Here is a 15707-nt window from a genome sequence, read left to right as displayed (position 1 = left end):
TCGTCCCCCTCCCGCGTAGCGAGAGAGGGGGAAGGCGCGAAGCGACTCAGGGGGTGTCGCGTTTCACGCGTCATACTTTGCATGGCGTTTTTCTAGGTATTGGAAGATCCAGGTCAACACGAGAGTCATGACCAGATAGAAGCCTGCGGCCACCACGAAGGGCGTGATGGTGAAATCGCGCTGCACGATGCCGCGCGCCGCGCGCAGCAGATCGTTCAGGGCCAGCACGTAGATCAGCGAGGTGTCCTTGACCAGGGTGATGGTCTCGTTGCTCACGGGCGGGATGATGCGCGCCCACATCTGCGGCAGGATGATGCGGCGCATGGTCTGGCCGTAGCTCATGCCCAGCACCTTGGCGCCCTCGTACTGGCCGCGGTCCACGGACTGGATGCCCGCGCGGAAGATTTCGGCGAAGTAGGCGGCGTAGTTCAGCGCGAAGGCGACGACGGCGGCCGGGAAATCGGGCAGGCGCACGCCGATCACGGGCACGAAGGGCAGCGCGAAGTAGATGAACAGCATCTGCAGCATCAGCGGCGTGCCGCGCATCAGCCAGATGTAGCCGCCGACCAGCCGGCTCAGGGCGGGAAAGCGGGAGATGCGCATCAGCGCCAGCGACAGTCCCAGGGGAATGGACAGCGCCAGGGTGATGACGAAGAGCTTGAGGGTGACCAGGGCGCCGGCGGACAGCGGCCCCATGAGCGAGATTACATATTCCATCGAATGGCCTCAGTGCGGTGCGCGGCCCCGCCGGCATCGGCAGGATCCGGGCAGCCACGGGCGCGTGCGTCCCAGAACGCAAAAGACCGGCAATGCCAGGCTGGCCTTGCCGGTCGCATGGTGTGCCGGATTTACTTGATGATGTCCTTGCCGAACCACTTGGAGGCGATTTCGGCGGCCTTGCCGTCCTTCTTCATCTCGGCCAGCGCGGCTTCAAGCTTGCCCAGAACTTCGGTGTCTTCCTTGCGCAGGCCCACGCCGTAGTCCTCGGTGCCGAAGTTGTCCTCGAGCACCAGGTACTCGCCAGCCTTCTTGGCCACGTGGAAGCGGCCCACGACCTCGTCGACCACGACGGCGTCCAGGCGACCGGCCGACAGGTCCATCAGCGCGGTGATGTTGTCGCCGAAGGTCTTCAGGTCCTTGAAGCTGGCGGCCACGGCGGCGTCCTTCTTGATGGCGTCCACGGCCGAGCTGCCATCCTGCGCACCCACGACCTTGCCGGCCAGGCCGGCCTTGTCCTTGATGTCGGAGTCGGCGCGCACGATGATGATCTGGTGGTTCTCCATGTAGGGCGCGGTGAAGGCGATGTTCTTCTTGCGCTCTTCGGTGATGGTCAGGCCGTTCCACAGCGCGTCGACGCGCTTGCCGACCAGCTCTGCCTCCTTGGCGCTCCAGTCGATGGGCTTGAAGTCCACCTCCACGTTCATGCGCTTGGCGGCTTCACGCGCCATGTCGATGTCGAAGCCGACGATCTCGTTCTTGTCGTCACGAAAGCCCATGGGCGGGAAGTTGTCGTCCAGGCCGATCACCAACTTGGTCATGGCTGCCGGCACGGGGGCGGCAACCGGCGCGGCGGCGGTCGATGCGGACTCGTTCTTGCCGCAGGCTGCCAGCAGTGCAGACAGGGCCACCATGGCCAAGAGGGTGCGTTTTTTCATGGCTTAAAGCTTTGGAGTGGAAAAAGCGAAAGGCGGCGGCCGCTGCACGCAAGGTGCGCAATCGTTGTAATGAATGGTTCCTTGGCGGAACCTTTGTCTCGGTTGGGTGCCGGCGCCGAATCCCGTATTGTCGCGCAGACCGGCGCCCCCCGCCAACACGCTGGATCAAGACCGTGCAAATCGGCAAAGGGCGAGAGATGCCTGCCGGTCACTGCAGCATGAAGGTCTTGTACTCGAGCCGGTTGAGTTCGCGCGAGAGCATGAACAGGCCCACGCACAGCGTCACCAGCATGGCCAGGCAAAAGCCGTAGCCATAGAACGCGGCGCCCAGCGCCAGCGAAATGCCCGTGAAGGCGATGTTCAGCACCACCAGCAGCAGGCACAGCATGAAGACGATGCGCCGCTCGTCCAGATAGAAGAACACGTTGAGCACGGCCATCACGCCCACCTGCAGCCCGGCGCCGACCACCTGCACATGCAGCAGCGGCAGGTACAGCTGGGAGATGCCCAGCAACTGCAGGATGGCCGGCCCGGCCACCAGGGTGACGAGGACGGCCAGCGTCTGCACCTTGGCGATCTCGCCCAGGCCCGCCTGGATGGCGTAGACCATTTCGTTGCGCATGGACTCGATGTACTCGAGCGATCCGCCGCCGCGCACGGCATCGAAGAACTTGTCGTAGTACTCGACGAAGTCGGTCTCGATGCGCACCAGAAAGACCGCCATGCCCGGGATGATGGACAGGTAGGACAGGAACACCGGCAGGTCGTAGATCAGCGAGGCCCTGAGCCCGCCGATGATCTGCTGCGAGGTCGGCGGGTAGTACCAGAACATGAACTTGTCGATCCAGATGCCCAGGTTGTAGAGCACGCCGATGGCGATCAGCGCCGGAAAGATCAGCGAGCGCTGCGTGAAGTCGAAGGCGATCCAGCGCTTTTGCAGCGGAAAGCTGCGCAGCACGATCAGCCACATGCCGGCCAGCAGCAGCACGTGGCCGATCACGAAGCTGGCCAGCAGCCCTTCCAGCCCCCAGTAGCGCAGCGGCAGCGCCAGCAGCACGATGAGCAGGTAGGTGGCACCGAACAGCCCGGCAATGGCCCGGTAGTGCTTGAGGCCCGACAGCAGCACGGTCATGACCCAGACCACGCACATCAGCGTGAAGCCCGCCAGCATCAGCACGCGGTACAGCAGGCCCTGGCCCGGCAGCACCACGAACAGCGCCAGCGTGCCCAGCGCGCTGGCAGTGGCCACCACGACCAGCAGCAGGCCATGCAGGTTGGGCAGGATGCTCTCGTCCTTCTTGAGGAACAGCTGGTCCGAGACAAAGCGCGTGAATGCCAGCTGCGCCGCCCCGGTCAGGATCAGGCTGCTGGCCACCAGGTAGGTGACCGAGGTCTGGAACTGCGTGACCAGCAGCGGCGGCGCCACCACGCTGACGCTGAACACCCCCACCAGCAGGATGCCGATGATGGAGAACACCCACGGCCCCGAGCCGATCACGCCCGCATAGGCGTAGGCCTGGAGCACGCTGGTCAGCGTGTTCTTGCGCAGCAGGTGGCGCAGTTCGAATCCAATGCCGGCCATCAGTGTTTTTCCTCGGACTGTTGCAGCGCCCTGTCATAGACCTGCCTGTAGCGCTCGAACAGCAGCCGGTCGGAGTAGTAGCGCTCCACGCGCGCAATCCCGGCCGCGCTGGCGGCCTGCCATTGCCCGGGCGATGCCAGCAGCTCCAGGCAGGCATCGGCCAGTGCCTCGGGGTTGGCAATGCCGACCACGCGCCCGCACGAGCCCAGGGCCTGGTCCTCGGGCCCCAGCCCGTCGATGAGCTGGCGGCACGAGCCCACGTCGGTGCTGACCACGGGCACGCCGGCGGCCTGTGCTTCGAGAATCACCAGGGGCAGCGCCTCGCTGATGGACGACAGCACGACCACGCCCACCTTGGGCAGCAACTCCTCCACCTTCTGCATGCCCAGAAAGCGTACGTTGGCCTGCAGGCCCAGGCTGTCCACGAGGTTCTGGCATTCATCGGCATAGGCCGGGTCTTCGGCCGTGGGGCCGGCCACCCAGGCCTGGGCCTGGGGCATCCGGTTGACCACGCGGCGCATGGCGCGGATGAAGGTCTTGATGTCCTTGATGGGCACCACGCGGCCGATCAGGCACAGCACGGGCGGCGTCTCGGCCGGCCGCTGGGTGCGCAGCGGCGCAAAGCGCTCTATGCGGATGCCGTTGGGAATGCTGACCGTGCGCTCTGCCGCCGCGCCATCGGCCACCTGGCGCAGGCGGTTGTTCTCGTACAGCGCAATGATGGGATCGGCCGCGCCATAGCAAAAGCGCCCCATCCAGTCGAAAAACCGTATCCACATCTGCCGGAAGAACGACACCTCCATGGGGTCGCGCTGGAAGATGTTGCGGTTGTCGCGGATCCAGGTGCTCTGCAGCAGGTCGATCTGCCGCTCCTTGGTATAGATGCCATGCTCGGACAGCACCAGCGGCAGGCCGCGCGAATGGTGCAGCAGCCCCCCCAGAAACCCCGCATAGCCCGTGGAGACCGTATGCAGCACGCGCACCGGAATCAGCCCGTGGGCGATGCGCGCCATCAGCCACAGCGGCTGCAGCATGATGCGCACGGTCCAGAAGAAGTCCACGAACGATGGATCGGTGCAGTGGCGCCGGTAGCTGTCGCGGATCAGGTCCCAGGCGAATTCGCTGTGCAGGAAATCCTCCAGCGGCAGGCTGCCGCCGGGCTGCAGTTCCAGCGCAATCGAGCGCATGGCCGCCAGCACCTTGGCCCGGCTTTCGGCAGTGCCGTCATGCGCCTCCAGCGCTTGCAGGAACTCCCGGGCCTTGGCCAGGGCTTCGGGATGGCCGCGCGAGGGCGCGGGCTGGATGTTGGAGTGCAGGGCGTCAAAGAGGAAATGCTGCTCGAAGTGCACCACGTTGGGCGGCAGCGCGTAGCGGAAATCGCCATAGTCCTCGCGCCGGCTTCCCAGGAAGACGATGGCGAAACGGTGCTCGGGATAGGCCTGCAGGATCTGGTTGACCCAGCTGGACACGCCGCCGCTGACATAGGGAAACGTGCCCTCCAGCAACAGCGCGATGTCCGCACTGGCCGCCGTGGGGAACTGGCTCGCACGGCTCATGAGGCACTCCAGTAGCGGATGCTGGGCTTCAGGCGCGGCAGGGCATGCTCGATGTCCAGCGATCGCATCAGCGCCTGCGCCTTGGCGAACTCGCGCCGCTCGAACAGCAGCTCGGCCTGGTAGGGCACGACGCGCGCGGGCTCCATGCCCAGCGCCAGCGAGCGCTCGTAGCAGGCCAGCGACTCCACCTGCCTGCCCTGCAGATGCAACAGCCGGCCACGGCGCAACAGCAGCAGCGCGTTGTCGGGCCGCTGGGCCAGCACCAGGTCGCAGTAGTGCAGGGATTGCTGGATGGCGTGGTCACGCACATCGCCCTGCGCCACGCCCTGGTAGACCAGCTCCGCGTACAGGTCGGTGAGCGCCCGAGCCGCCTGCAGGCCGCGCGGCCCGCAGGGCGCATCGCCCTCGGACTGGCGGGCATGCTCGAACAGCTGAAGCTCCTGGTGGATGGTCTTGCTGATCTCGCGCTCCTTGGCGTCCAGCATGCTGTAGGCCAGCAGGCGCAGGTCCTCGCTGGAATCGCCCAGCGCCGTGCGCAGCATGGGCGAGGCAATGCGCCCCGGCACGCTGCCCAGCGCCACCATGGCCCGCATGCGCGAGGCGACGGGCACATTGGGATTGGCCAGGAAGGACTGCAGGCCCGCCTGGCGGCGGCTGGTTCCGGACTGCTGGTGCGGGTCGAAATCGGGCAGGGGCATCACCGGAAAGCGCTGGCCACCGCGCGGACCGCGCTGCGTGTGCAGCGCAATGGTGGCCACGACGGCGCCCAGGATGCCGGCCCCCGGCACGGCATAGGCAAACAGCCCCATCAGCGCCACCAGGGCCAGGCGCTGGCGCACCGACCTGGCCGAGGTGGCCAGGAACGGCGCCAGGCACAGCGCCAGCAGGCCGCTGGCCAATCCATGGGCCATGAGATAGCCCAGCAGGGCGGCATCCGACTGGCTGCGCAGCAGCCACAGGCTGCTCCAGGAGGCGATTTCCGCGGCCAGCGCGCCCAGGGCCAGCTTGAGGTTAAGCATGGCCCTGCCCCATCTGGTGCAGCCGCTCCAGCACGCTGATGGCCGAGCAGCGGTCCAGCAAGATGGTGCGCGGGAAGATGCCCGCATCGGCCAGCGAGGCCACGCCGCGCTGGGCCAGCCAGGCCTCGATGCGGTTCAGGTAGCCCTCGGCCGTGGCGTTGGTGCCCAGCGGCATGAAGATGGCCAGCAGCTGCCGGCCATCGCGCTCCTGCAGCCAGGAGCGGTCCAGCATGCGCTCCAGCCGCATGATCTGCTGGGCCATCTGCGCCTGGACGGCCGATGGCGACAGCTCCAGCGCCACCACCACGCTGCTCAGGCGCGCGCTGCGGTTCACATGCTCCATGCGCTGCACCTCGAAGGCGAAGTGCGGCGGGCAGTCGGGATAGGCCTGCAGCAGCGGTGCGGCCAGGCTGTTGGCGGCCACGCTGTCGGTGTAGTAGCCCAGCAGCAGGTTGATGGTCTGCAGCGCTTCTTCCTGCAGTGCGAAGAAAGGCATTTCCTCGACCAGCAGCAGGCCGTAGATCTCGCCCTCCAGGTCCAGCATGGGCGCCACGACGATGTACTGCGTCTGCTGGCCTTGCGCCATGCTTTGCGAGATATGGCACAGCACATGGCTGTCCAGCGCCTGGCGCACCAGCGGGTCATGGACATGGATGGGCCGCTCGCCGCCCAGCTGGGCAATGGGCGTGGGGTCCAGCACATCGTTGCGCACGGGCACCAGGCTGGCCACGCTGATCTGGCTGAAGCGCGCCAGCAGGTTGAGCAGGCTTTGCGCATCGCCCTCGGCGCCGCTGAGGCCGCTGAGCACGTTGATGGCGTCGCGCATGGACACGGGACGCCCTATGAGCTCCTGCTCGAGGCGGTCATGCGAAAGGCGCAGCAGGTAGTGCTGGCGGATCAGCTGCTCGGTGCGCTGGTCCATGTAGTTCTGCGCCGTGCGCGCACGGCGTATGCGCGCGCGCCACAGGCTGGAGATCTCGCCCACGACCATGACCAGGATCAGGCCGCCCAGGAAATACTGTTCGGGAAACAGCGACAGATCCCGCTGGTTGACGCCCAGCCATGCCAGCAGCAGCACACCGGACGCCGACAGGCCGGCAACGGGCCCGTAGCGCAGGGCCACGACCACGGGCGCCAGCCAGGCCCAGGGAAACTCCGCCTCCACCCACAGGGGGTTGGCGGGGTTGGCCCACATGCCGACCAACAGGGCCAGCAACGGCAAAAGCAGCGTCTCTCCCACCACCACCCAGGGCTTGGCGCTTGTCTGCACAAGCAGGCCCAGGGGCGAACCCCTGAATTCCGCGGCAATGCCGGCTCGGCGCGGTGCATCGGGATGCGGTGCCGCCTTGGGCGTGGTGGCTTGGTCTGGCATGGAAAATCGTTCCTCGATGCGCTTATCGGGCGTTGGCCAGGCCCGTGCCCAGCAGATTGCGGATCAGCTTCTGGCCCACGGCGGCCAGGGCCTCGCGGCTCCAGCCGCTTTGCGCGCCCGCGCCGCTCCACACGGTGGCGCCGGTGCCCACGTCCACGATCTCCAGCGTCACGCCCACGGCCGGTTCGCCATCCACTCCGACCTTGTAGCGCCATTCGTCCACCGCGCCCGTCAGCGCATAGCGCACGCCTTCGCCGCGCGCCCAGGCCAGGGCGTCCTCGCGGCGCTTGGCGTCGCGGCCGTCGAACAGCGTCTCCTGCAGCGCATCGCCCGTGTAGCGCTTGACCTGGCCCACGCCGCGCGCATTGATCAGCGCCGTGGCGATGGCGGCGGCGCGGTTGCCGGCCATGGGTGTCTCGGTGTGGTTCTCGAAGGGCAGCACGGCCCAGCTGGCGTTCGTCTCCAGCGCGGGCGCCGTGCCCCGGTCGATGGTCGAGCAGGCAGACAGCAGGCCGACAAGGGCCATACCCGTGAGCACGCGAAGGCGGGAGGCAAAAGAAGTGCGGTGTGTCATGGAAAGGCTCCTTGAAGTCTTCGGATCAGTAGTGGAGGCGGTAGGTGAGCAACAGCTCGCGGGTATTGCCCACGGTGTTGATGCCCGACTTGGACAGGTTCAGGCCCAGCGCGAGGTGGTCCGCGCCGAACAGGCTGGTGGCCAGGCCCATGCCCAGCTCGTAGCCCGCGCCGTTGATGCTGTGGTGCGTCAGGGCCAGGCTGGCATAGGGCCGCAGCGCGCGCGTGTATTGCTGCTCGTAGCCCGTGTTGAACATCATCTGCAGGCCCGAGAAGCGGAAGCTGCGCGGCAACAGATAGTCGATGGTGGGATCGTTGAACGCAGGCAGGTAGCCCAGGATGGCCGCATCCCTGCCCTGCAGCAGCGCCGGGTCGGTGCGGCTGTAGCGGTGCCAGGAGGTGAAGGCGCCGAACTGCAGGGTGGGTGCCTCGCTGCGATAGGTGTGCAGGTATTGCAGCATCGCATGGTTGCCGGAGCCCACGCGGGCGCCGCTTTGCACGCGGTAGCGCTCCGATGCCAGCTCCAGCGTGATCTGGTCCAGGCGCGAGAGCTGGTAGCTGCTGCCCAGCGACACGCGGTCCTTCATGCCGCCCATGCGCATGGCCAGCGTTTCCTGCGTGGCCAGGTGCCGGCCCAGCGATGCCTGCAGGCTCCAGCGGCTGTCCACGTTGTAGGTCTGCGTGAACTGCATCGGCGTGTAGCTCTCCAGGCTTTCGCGCCGGCCCAGCATGAACTCGCTGGAGGCCGACTGCGTCTTGCGCGTCAGGCGCAGGCCGATGCCCCGCTCCTGGGAGGGTCCGCGCACCAGGGTGCTTTTGTTGACCGTGCGGCGCACGTCCTCGGCATCCAGGTCCAGCGCCCAGCGGGGGTTGAGACCCACATGCCAGCGCAGCCGCGAGACCTGCTCGTCGATGGCGTCCATGCGGCGATTGCGCAACTGCAGGCCGCCGTAGTCGCTGAAGGCCAGCAACTGCTCGGTCAGCCCCAGGTGCAGGGGATCGTCGTCGGGCTGGTAGGCCATGCTCTCGAAGCCCGCGGTCTGCGCCAGCCGCACATCGCCCACCATGGCCGCCGCGTTGATGCGGTCGTAGCGCGGCAGTGCCTCGTCATGGCGCTGCAGCAGCTGCCCGGCCTGGGCCACATCCTTTTCCGCCAGGGCCACCGTGATCTCGGCCCACAGCGGTGCGCTGGCACTCTTGCTGCGGCTGCGCGCGTACTGCTGCCAAAGGTAGCCGCGCTCGGCCTGGTATTCGCCACGCTCCTGCAGCCAGGCGATGGCCAGCTCGGCCGCAGCAGCAGAATGCTCGCGGCGCCCGCCTTCCAGGTCCATGCGCAGCAGCTCGCGCATCAGGGCGAATTCGGCATCGCCCTGGGTATGAAAGAGCATGAGCCGGCTGCGTGCCTGGCGCTGGACCTCGTCCAGGCCCTCGGCGGTCAGCCAGCGGCGGGCCGCATCGGCCGAAGGGCCCTGCTGCGCACGCGTGCGCGCCTTCTCGCGCTGCCACAGCTGCTGCCTCAGGTTCCAGGCCTGGTCCGCCTGCTGGTTCTGCTCCAGCGCATCCGCGTACTGCATCATCCACAGGAAGTCGTCGGCATGCTCCGTGCGGTGCGGCTTCAGATACCGCTCCAGCGCAACGGCCGGGCGCGACAGCGTCATGTAGGCCGCCGCCAGGGCGCCGTGCATGTCGGCATCACGTGCCCACACGGGCTCGGCCGCCGCCAGCAGCAGCTTGAGGGCCGCCGCGTTCTGCGTGTCGATCAGCAGCCACATCAGGCCCTGGCGCAGCGGCGTGGAGCCGGGGTCCAGCGCCAGGCCCTTCTCGAAGGCTTCCATGGCCTTTTTCGGCTGCGCAGTGCGCTGGTAGTAGGCGCCCAGGATCTGGAAGAAGGTGGGCTGGCCCATCAGGCGCTTGAGCAAGGCCGGGTCGGCCATGATGCGCTCGACCTGGCGGCCGATCTGCGTCCAGTCCTCCTGGTCCTCCAGCAGGTAGAAGGCCTGTGTCAGATGGCGCACGTCCTGGAACTGCTCCCAGGCATGCAGGGACATCTGGGCCGCCTCGCGCCGGTCGGTGCGCTGCAGCAGGCGGATCACTTCGTCGTAGTCGCTGATGCCGGCGTGCGGCGTCTGCAGCAGGCGGCGGTAGGCCTTGAGCGTCAGCGCCTCCTGGCGCTGGTCCTGGGCCAGGTCGCCCAGCAGGCGCCAGTACTCGCCTTCGTCCTGCATGCCGGCCGGAACGCGCGTCTGTGCGTCTTCCAGCCAGCGCAGGCCCAGCGCCGGCTCGCCCTGCAGCAGCGCGAGCACGGCGGCGGGCATGACATGGGACGGCGTGCGCTGCTCGGGATCGCTGAGCACGCGCTTCCATGCCTGCAGCGCCAGCGGCGAACGGCCTGCGCGCTCGGCCAGCTGGGCCAGCAGAATCTGCGACTGCGGCGTGCTGCCGTGCTTTTGCAGATAGTCGATGGCCGCGCCCGGCTCGGCCTGGCGCTCATAGGCCTGGACCAGCGCCTGCAGCAGCGCGGCATCCTGGGGACGGCGGCTCAACTGGTGGCGCAGGCCGGCAATCAGGGCGCGGTCGTCGAACAGGCCCGGCGCCAGGCGCATCACCGTCTTCCAGGCATCTTCACGGCCCGTGTTCTGCGCAATGACCAGCCAGTTGTCCAGGGCCTGCTGCTGCTGCCCCATCCATTCGGACACCTGGGCCAGGCGCTCGCGCCAGGCCATGTCCTGCGGCGCCTGGCGCACCGCAGCCGTGGCCACGCGCCAGGCATCTTCCAGGTTGCGGTTTTCGAGGAACACCTCGTAGCCCAGCTGGTAGGTCTTGTCGTCAAATGGCAGGCCCGGCGGCGGCTTGCGTGCGGGGTCGGCCGTGCGCAGCATGCGCCAGCCCGGGGCGGTCCAGGCCACGGGCTGCAGTGCCCAGGCGCCGTCGTCGGCCACTGCGGACGCTACGGCTGGGCCTGCTCCCGAAGCGCCTGCCACCTGCACCTGCCATTGCTGCAGCAGGGACAGCTGCAGCAGCCGCTTGGCATAGCGCTCGGCCTCAGCCCGGTTGCCGGCCGCGCGCGCCAGGCCGATGAGCCTTCGCAGCGTTTCCGGGTCGCTGCCCAACAGTTCTTCCTGCTGGCGCGCCAGCGCCAGCGCTTCGCTGGCACGGTTGCCGGACTGCAGCACCTGCAGGGCCTGCCAGAGGTAGGCGCGCGACTGCGGGACATCGTCGGTCGTGGCACTGGCCTGGCGCAGCAGCCGGGCCGATTCCTCGTACAGCGACATGCCCAGCGCCTGCCGCGCTGCGGACTCATAGACCTGCGCCTTGCGCGCGGGATCGCCCTGGCGGGCGGCCACATCGTCGTAGATGCCCAGGGCCAGCGGTGCGTCCTTGAGTACCAGCGCCGAAGAAGCCAGGTACAGCGCCTGCTCCTGGGTCAGACCCGCCAGCGGGACCTCCTTGAGCGCCTGCATCACCTGGAGCCCCAGGGCATCGGCCTGCCCTCCGGCGCGATGGTCCTGCTTTTGCGCCTCCAGATAGTTCTGGTAGGCGGCCTGCCAGCGCTCCCAGGCCTGGACGGCGGCGCTGGGCAGCGCCTGCTTGGCTGCCTCTTCGCGCGCCAGCTTGATGGCTTTCAGGCGCTCCTCCTTGGCCTTGAGCAGGGCGCGCAGGTTTTCATTGCCCGGGTCGCTCTTGAGCAGGTTGCTCAGGTAGTTGTAGGACAGCTCGGAATCATCTCCGGTGACGGAGAGCCGGCGCTCCAGATCCTGCTTGGGAAACAGCATCCACAGGGCACCGCCGATCAGTACCGCCAGCAGCACGATCAGCCAGAAGGGAACCGTGACGGGGCGCTCAGAGCCCCCGGCATTGCGCTTGGAGTTCAACACTGTGATGGGTACTTCTGAAGGAACGGAGGTTGGAGCTGCCCGTATCGGCACCCGCCACGGCAATGAGGGGATTGGCGGCGTTCAGGGAACTCAGCGCACAGCCGGACGGCAGGTGCATGCGCAGCTCCAGCGGCACATGGCCCTGCAGGGTCAAGCGCACGCCGCCATCGGCCTGGGGCAGCCATTGCGTGAGCCGGGCATTGGCATCCACCAGATAGGGGCGCGCCGCGGAGGCGGCCGCGCCTGCGGCATCCTGCTGCACCAGGTATCCGGCGCCGCCGGCCAGGTGAAGGTAGTTGCCGTCCGTGCCCTTGGCATAGCCGGCGATGCCGCGGCTGGCAGCCATTGAAGGCAGGGCCATGCCGGGCGGCATGCGCAGCGTGCGCAACTGGCCCGGGCCCCGCAGACGCCAGCCCTGCGCGTCGCGGCCGATGGCGAATTCGTAGAAATCCTGCACCTTGCGGATGTACTCGGAGCTGTAGACCGGGTTCAGCCGCTGCGCCAGCGCCCACTGGTAGACCTTGTGCAGGGCCTTGATGCTGGCCTGCTTGCTGGCGGAGTAGGAGTGGTAGTAGATGTCCACGGCCTTCATGCGCCGGGGCGCGTCGGTCATCTCGAAGGTTTCGATGACGCGCTCGAAGCCGTAGAACGGCCCGTGCCAGAGGTTGGTGTAGATGTTCTCGTTGGTGACGGGCGCATAGATCTGCAGATGGCCGCCCTTGCGCAGGCCCCAGCTGCGCACCTCCGTCAGCGAGGGATTGCTGCGCGTGATGGCCGTGTCGCCGCCATTCATGTTGAGCAGTCCCGCCGCGTCGGAGATGGCCAGGGCCTCGGCGCTGGGCGCCGTGTTGCCGGTCCACAAGAACACGTCCACCGGCTTGCCGGGCGGCGCCAGGCGCTTGCGGATGTAGTCGACCGAGCCATTGATCTCCCGGTTCATGTCCATCTGGTAGCCGGGGATGTGGAGGTTGAGGTTCACCTCCTTGCTGTCATCCCCGTCGGGCGCTGCCCCGGGCTCCCAGAAGAAGGGATGGGAATAGGAATGGCTGGCGATCTCGACATGGGGCATGGCGAAGATGCGCTTGGCAATGCCCTCCAGCTGGTCGGCCCACTGCGGATACAGGCCCTGCGGCGAGACTTCGGCCTCGATGACCGAGATGGTGTGCGGAATCCTGTAGCGCTCCAGGATCTCGCGGCGCAGCACCTCGCCGGCGAAGGGCGTGCCCGGCAGCTCGGCCTTGGAAGGAAAGCCGTCCCCGTCCACATGGGCCAGCAGCAGGCGGCGGCCGTTCTCGGTGGTGACGTCGGGCACCGGAAAGTCCTGCAGGCGCAGCGCCTCGCGCAACAGCGCGAAGGGGTCGATCACCCAGCGCGACTGGTCGGTGCCCGGCATGCCCACCACCACATAGGGCATGAGTGCAAAGCCGCCCCAGGGCGTGATGGCGGCCGACACGAAGCGGCGCCCCCGCTTGTCGTCGAAGGACAGCAACTCGCGGCTGCCCCTGGCCATCTGCGGCGTGAACTCCCAGCCCTCGTAATCGTGCGCTGGCTCGGCCGGCTGTATCTCGAAACCCATGACCGGCGCCTTTTCGGCGCGCCGCAGCGGGAACAGGGGTGCCGCTTCCGTGCTGCGCGTGCCCAGGGCGGCCGACATGGTGCGGTCCTGGGACAGGCCCAGCGTATTGAGCACCAGCAGCGGCATGCCCTGCTGCACCTGGTTGGCCAGCCACTGCCGCACGCTTTTGGCCCGCATCTCGGGCACCGCGCCGCCGAACCAGCTCACCACGCCGGCATAGCGGTCGCGCGACACGCCTTCGGGCAGGGGCTCGCGCACATCGGCGTAGTCGGCGACGTAGCCCATGTAGTTCAGGGGCATTTCCAGGAAGCGGTGCGCCGATGCGCCGTTGATGGACGGATAGTCGGCACCGTTGTAGAGAATCAACACCCTGCGCGCCACCGCCTCCACCTGGCCTATGCCCAGGGTCTGCAGCCCGGCATCGGAAACCCAGGGGATGATGCCCAGCTGCGCAATGCGGCGGGCGGTCTCGCGCGTGGCGTCGCGGTCATGCGGGGCCACGTAGTCGATGGACAGCACCGGCAGGCGGTCGCGCTCGCGGATGGTCTGCAGTTGCTGCAGCAGCCATTCGCGGTCTTTCTCGGGCACGTTCACATAGCGCTTGAGGCTGGCATCCCAGCCCCGCAACAGCGACTCGGCCGCCACCATCTGTACCTTGTCCCTCACGCGCGGCACGATCTCGAAGCCCCGGTTCAGGATCAGGCGGATGCCGGGATAGCGCTGGTGCAGCGTCTCGATGACGCGCACCAGACCGTCCTGCTGGGCCTTTTCGTCGAAATTCGCGGCCAGGCGGTAGGAGTCCAGCGTGTCCAGGAAGAAGCCGCGAAAGCCCTGCTTCCACAGCGGCGCGATCACCTCGTCGGCAAAGAAGGCGGGCCACTGCGCGGGTGTCTGGTCCAGGACGATGGACTGCCAGGCGCCGTTGCGCGCCATCTTCCAGGCCTCGGGAATCTTGCCGAAGTAGGCGCGCTCGGGCAGCACCTCGGCCACGGAAGCGTAGGCATACAGCTCGCTGCCCGGGGCCTGCTTGCGGAACCGGACCGGGTCATAGCCATGGCCCGGCTCCACGACGGCAATGTCGTAGAGGCTCAATTCACTGAGCGATGCCTTGTTCCCGTAATAGACAGCCACCGCGGGTTCGGCAGCCTGCACCACCCAGCCGCACAGCAACCCCCAGCAGACCAGGCAGCTTCGCAGGAAACCGTTCATGGCCTTCTCCTCAGGGCGTGGTGATGCCCCATCAATTCATAGTTTTTATGCATCAAATTTCTTAACAATTTGATGAAAGCTATCGTCAATCCGACGAAAAGCGGGCCGAGCATAACGTTGTTTGTCTACAAATGTGTTTTCTCCCTACTTTTGTGCTCAGCCCACTTGAACCCGGGGAGAAGCTGGGTTATTGCGATACTAGGCACGCCAAAAAATCACCAATGAGAGGTATTCATGATCCTGGTCACAGGCGGCGCCGGCTTCATCGGCTCCCACACCTGCGTGGAGTTGGCCGCCGCAGGCGAGCCCTACCTGATCTACGACAACTTCAGCAACAGCAGCGCCGACGTGCTAGCCCGCATGGAACGCATCACGGGCCGGCGCCCACTGTGCGTGGAAGGCGATGTGCGCGACCGCGCCGCGCTGGACCGGCTGTTTGCCGAGCACTCCATCCGCGAGGTGATCCACTTCGCCGCACTCAAGGCCGTGGGCGAATCCGTGGCCCAGCCACTGCGCTACTACGAACACAACGTGGGCGGCACGGTCGCCCTGCTGCAGGCCATGCAGGCGGCGGGCGTGCACAGCCTGGTGTTCTCCTCCTCGGCCACGGTCTACGGCGACCCGGCCAGCCTGCCGATCCGCGAGGATTTCCCGCTGTCTGCCACCAACCCCTACGGCCGCAGCAAGCTGTGGATCGAGGAAATGCTGGCCGACCTGGACCGCGCCGAGCCCGGCCAGTGGCGCCTGGCACGGCTGCGCTACTTCAATCCCGTGGGCGCCCATGAAAGCGGCCTGATCGGCGAGGACCCACGCGACATCCCCAACAACCTCATGCCCTATGTGTCGCAGGTCGCCATCGGCCAGCGCCAGCAGCTCAGTGTCTATGGGGATGACTACGCCACGCCGGACGGCACGGGCGTGCGTGACTACATCCACGTCACCGACCTGGCGCGCGGCCACCTGGCGGCGCTGCGCCATCTGCGTAAACAGCAAGGCCTGCTGACCGTGAACCTGGGCACGGGGCGCCCGGTCTCGGTGCTGGAGATGGTCAAGGCCTTCGAGCGCGCCAGCGGCCGCCCCGTGCCCTACCAGATCGTGGCGCGCCGCCCCGGCGACGTGGCCCAGTGCTGGGCCGACCCCGCCGAGGCCGAGCGCCTGCTGGGCTGGAAGGCCATGCTGGACCTGGACCGCATGTGCGAGGACGCATGGCGCTGGCAAAGCCAGGCCGCAGGTCTCAAGCGCTGAACCCCGCAGCGCCTGCGGACGCCGAGGGCGTGGTATCTTTTCGCC

General features: G+C 67.3%; 10 protein-coding genes. 1 reads left to right on the top strand and 9 read right to left on the bottom strand.

Going from position 1 to position 15707, the window contains the following annotated elements; genetic code table 11:
• Nucleotides 1-63: 63 nt before the first annotated feature.
• From G4D77_RS22150 to G4D77_RS22110, 9 genes are all read right to left on the bottom strand, one after another.
• Nucleotides 64-717, bottom strand: coding sequence for an amino acid ABC transporter permease (locus G4D77_RS22150; protein WP_012207336.1), 654 nt, complete (start codon nucleotides 715-717; stop codon nucleotides 64-66).
• Between the two features lie 131 nt (nucleotides 718-848).
• Complete coding sequence (locus G4D77_RS22145) at nucleotides 849-1655, bottom strand: amino acid ABC transporter substrate-binding protein (protein WP_016445573.1); 807 nt, start codon at nucleotides 1653-1655, stop codon at nucleotides 849-851.
• 208 nt (nucleotides 1656-1863) lie between these two features.
• Nucleotides 1864-3237 carry an exopolysaccharide Pel transporter PelG gene (pelG, locus tag G4D77_RS22140; RefSeq protein ID WP_016445572.1) on the bottom strand — a complete coding sequence of 458 codons (1374 nt, stop codon included), beginning with the start codon at nucleotides 3235-3237 and terminating at the stop codon, nucleotides 1864-1866.
• Nucleotides 3237-4793: a GT4 family glycosyltransferase PelF gene (pelF, locus tag G4D77_RS22135; RefSeq protein WP_047326524.1), complete on the bottom strand. Its 1557-nt coding sequence runs from the start codon at nucleotides 4791-4793 to the stop codon at nucleotides 3237-3239. The genes pelG and pelF overlap by 1 nt, the downstream gene beginning before the upstream one ends.
• Nucleotides 4790-5812 carry a hypothetical protein gene (locus G4D77_RS22130; protein WP_154833599.1) on the bottom strand — a complete coding sequence of 341 codons (1023 nt, stop codon included), beginning with the start codon at nucleotides 5810-5812 and terminating at the stop codon, nucleotides 4790-4792. Before G4D77_RS22130 ends, pelF begins: the two co-directional genes overlap by 4 nt.
• On the bottom strand, nucleotides 5805-7184 hold the full coding sequence (locus tag G4D77_RS22125) for a PelD GGDEF domain-containing protein (RefSeq protein WP_016445569.1): 1380 nt from the start codon (nucleotides 7182-7184) through the stop codon (nucleotides 5805-5807). The genes G4D77_RS22130 and G4D77_RS22125 overlap by 8 nt, the downstream gene beginning before the upstream one ends.
• Before the next feature lie 22 nt (nucleotides 7185-7206).
• Nucleotides 7207-7758 carry a hypothetical protein gene (locus tag G4D77_RS22120; protein WP_016445568.1) on the bottom strand — a complete coding sequence of 184 codons (552 nt, stop codon included), beginning with the start codon at nucleotides 7756-7758 and terminating at the stop codon, nucleotides 7207-7209.
• Nucleotides 7759-7783: 25 nt separating this feature from the next.
• On the bottom strand, nucleotides 7784-11632 hold the full coding sequence (locus G4D77_RS22115; protein ID WP_154833598.1) for a tetratricopeptide repeat protein: 3849 nt from the start codon (nucleotides 11630-11632) through the stop codon (nucleotides 7784-7786).
• Nucleotides 11598-14417, bottom strand: coding sequence for a bifunctional glycoside hydrolase/polysaccharide deacetylase family protein (locus G4D77_RS22110; RefSeq protein WP_154833597.1), 2820 nt, complete (start codon nucleotides 14415-14417; stop codon nucleotides 11598-11600). The genes G4D77_RS22115 and G4D77_RS22110 overlap by 35 nt, the downstream gene beginning before the upstream one ends.
• A 234-nt stretch (nucleotides 14418-14651) precedes the next feature.
• Here G4D77_RS22110 and galE point away from each other — a divergent pair, with 234 nt between their 5' ends.
• The gene (gene galE, locus G4D77_RS22105) at nucleotides 14652-15662 is read left to right on the top strand and encodes a UDP-glucose 4-epimerase GalE (RefSeq protein ID WP_154833596.1); all 1011 of its coding nucleotides are present in this window, start codon (nucleotides 14652-14654) and stop codon (nucleotides 15660-15662) included.
• Nucleotides 15663-15707 lie beyond the last annotated feature (45 nt).

It is taken from the genome of Delftia sp. WY8 (assembly GCF_018437695.1).
Taxonomy (GTDB): Bacteria; Pseudomonadota; Gammaproteobacteria; order Burkholderiales; family Burkholderiaceae_C; genus Comamonas; species Comamonas tsuruhatensis.
The sequence above is the reverse complement of the archived record's forward strand: the minus strand, read 5'-3'. Positions and strand labels throughout refer to the sequence as shown.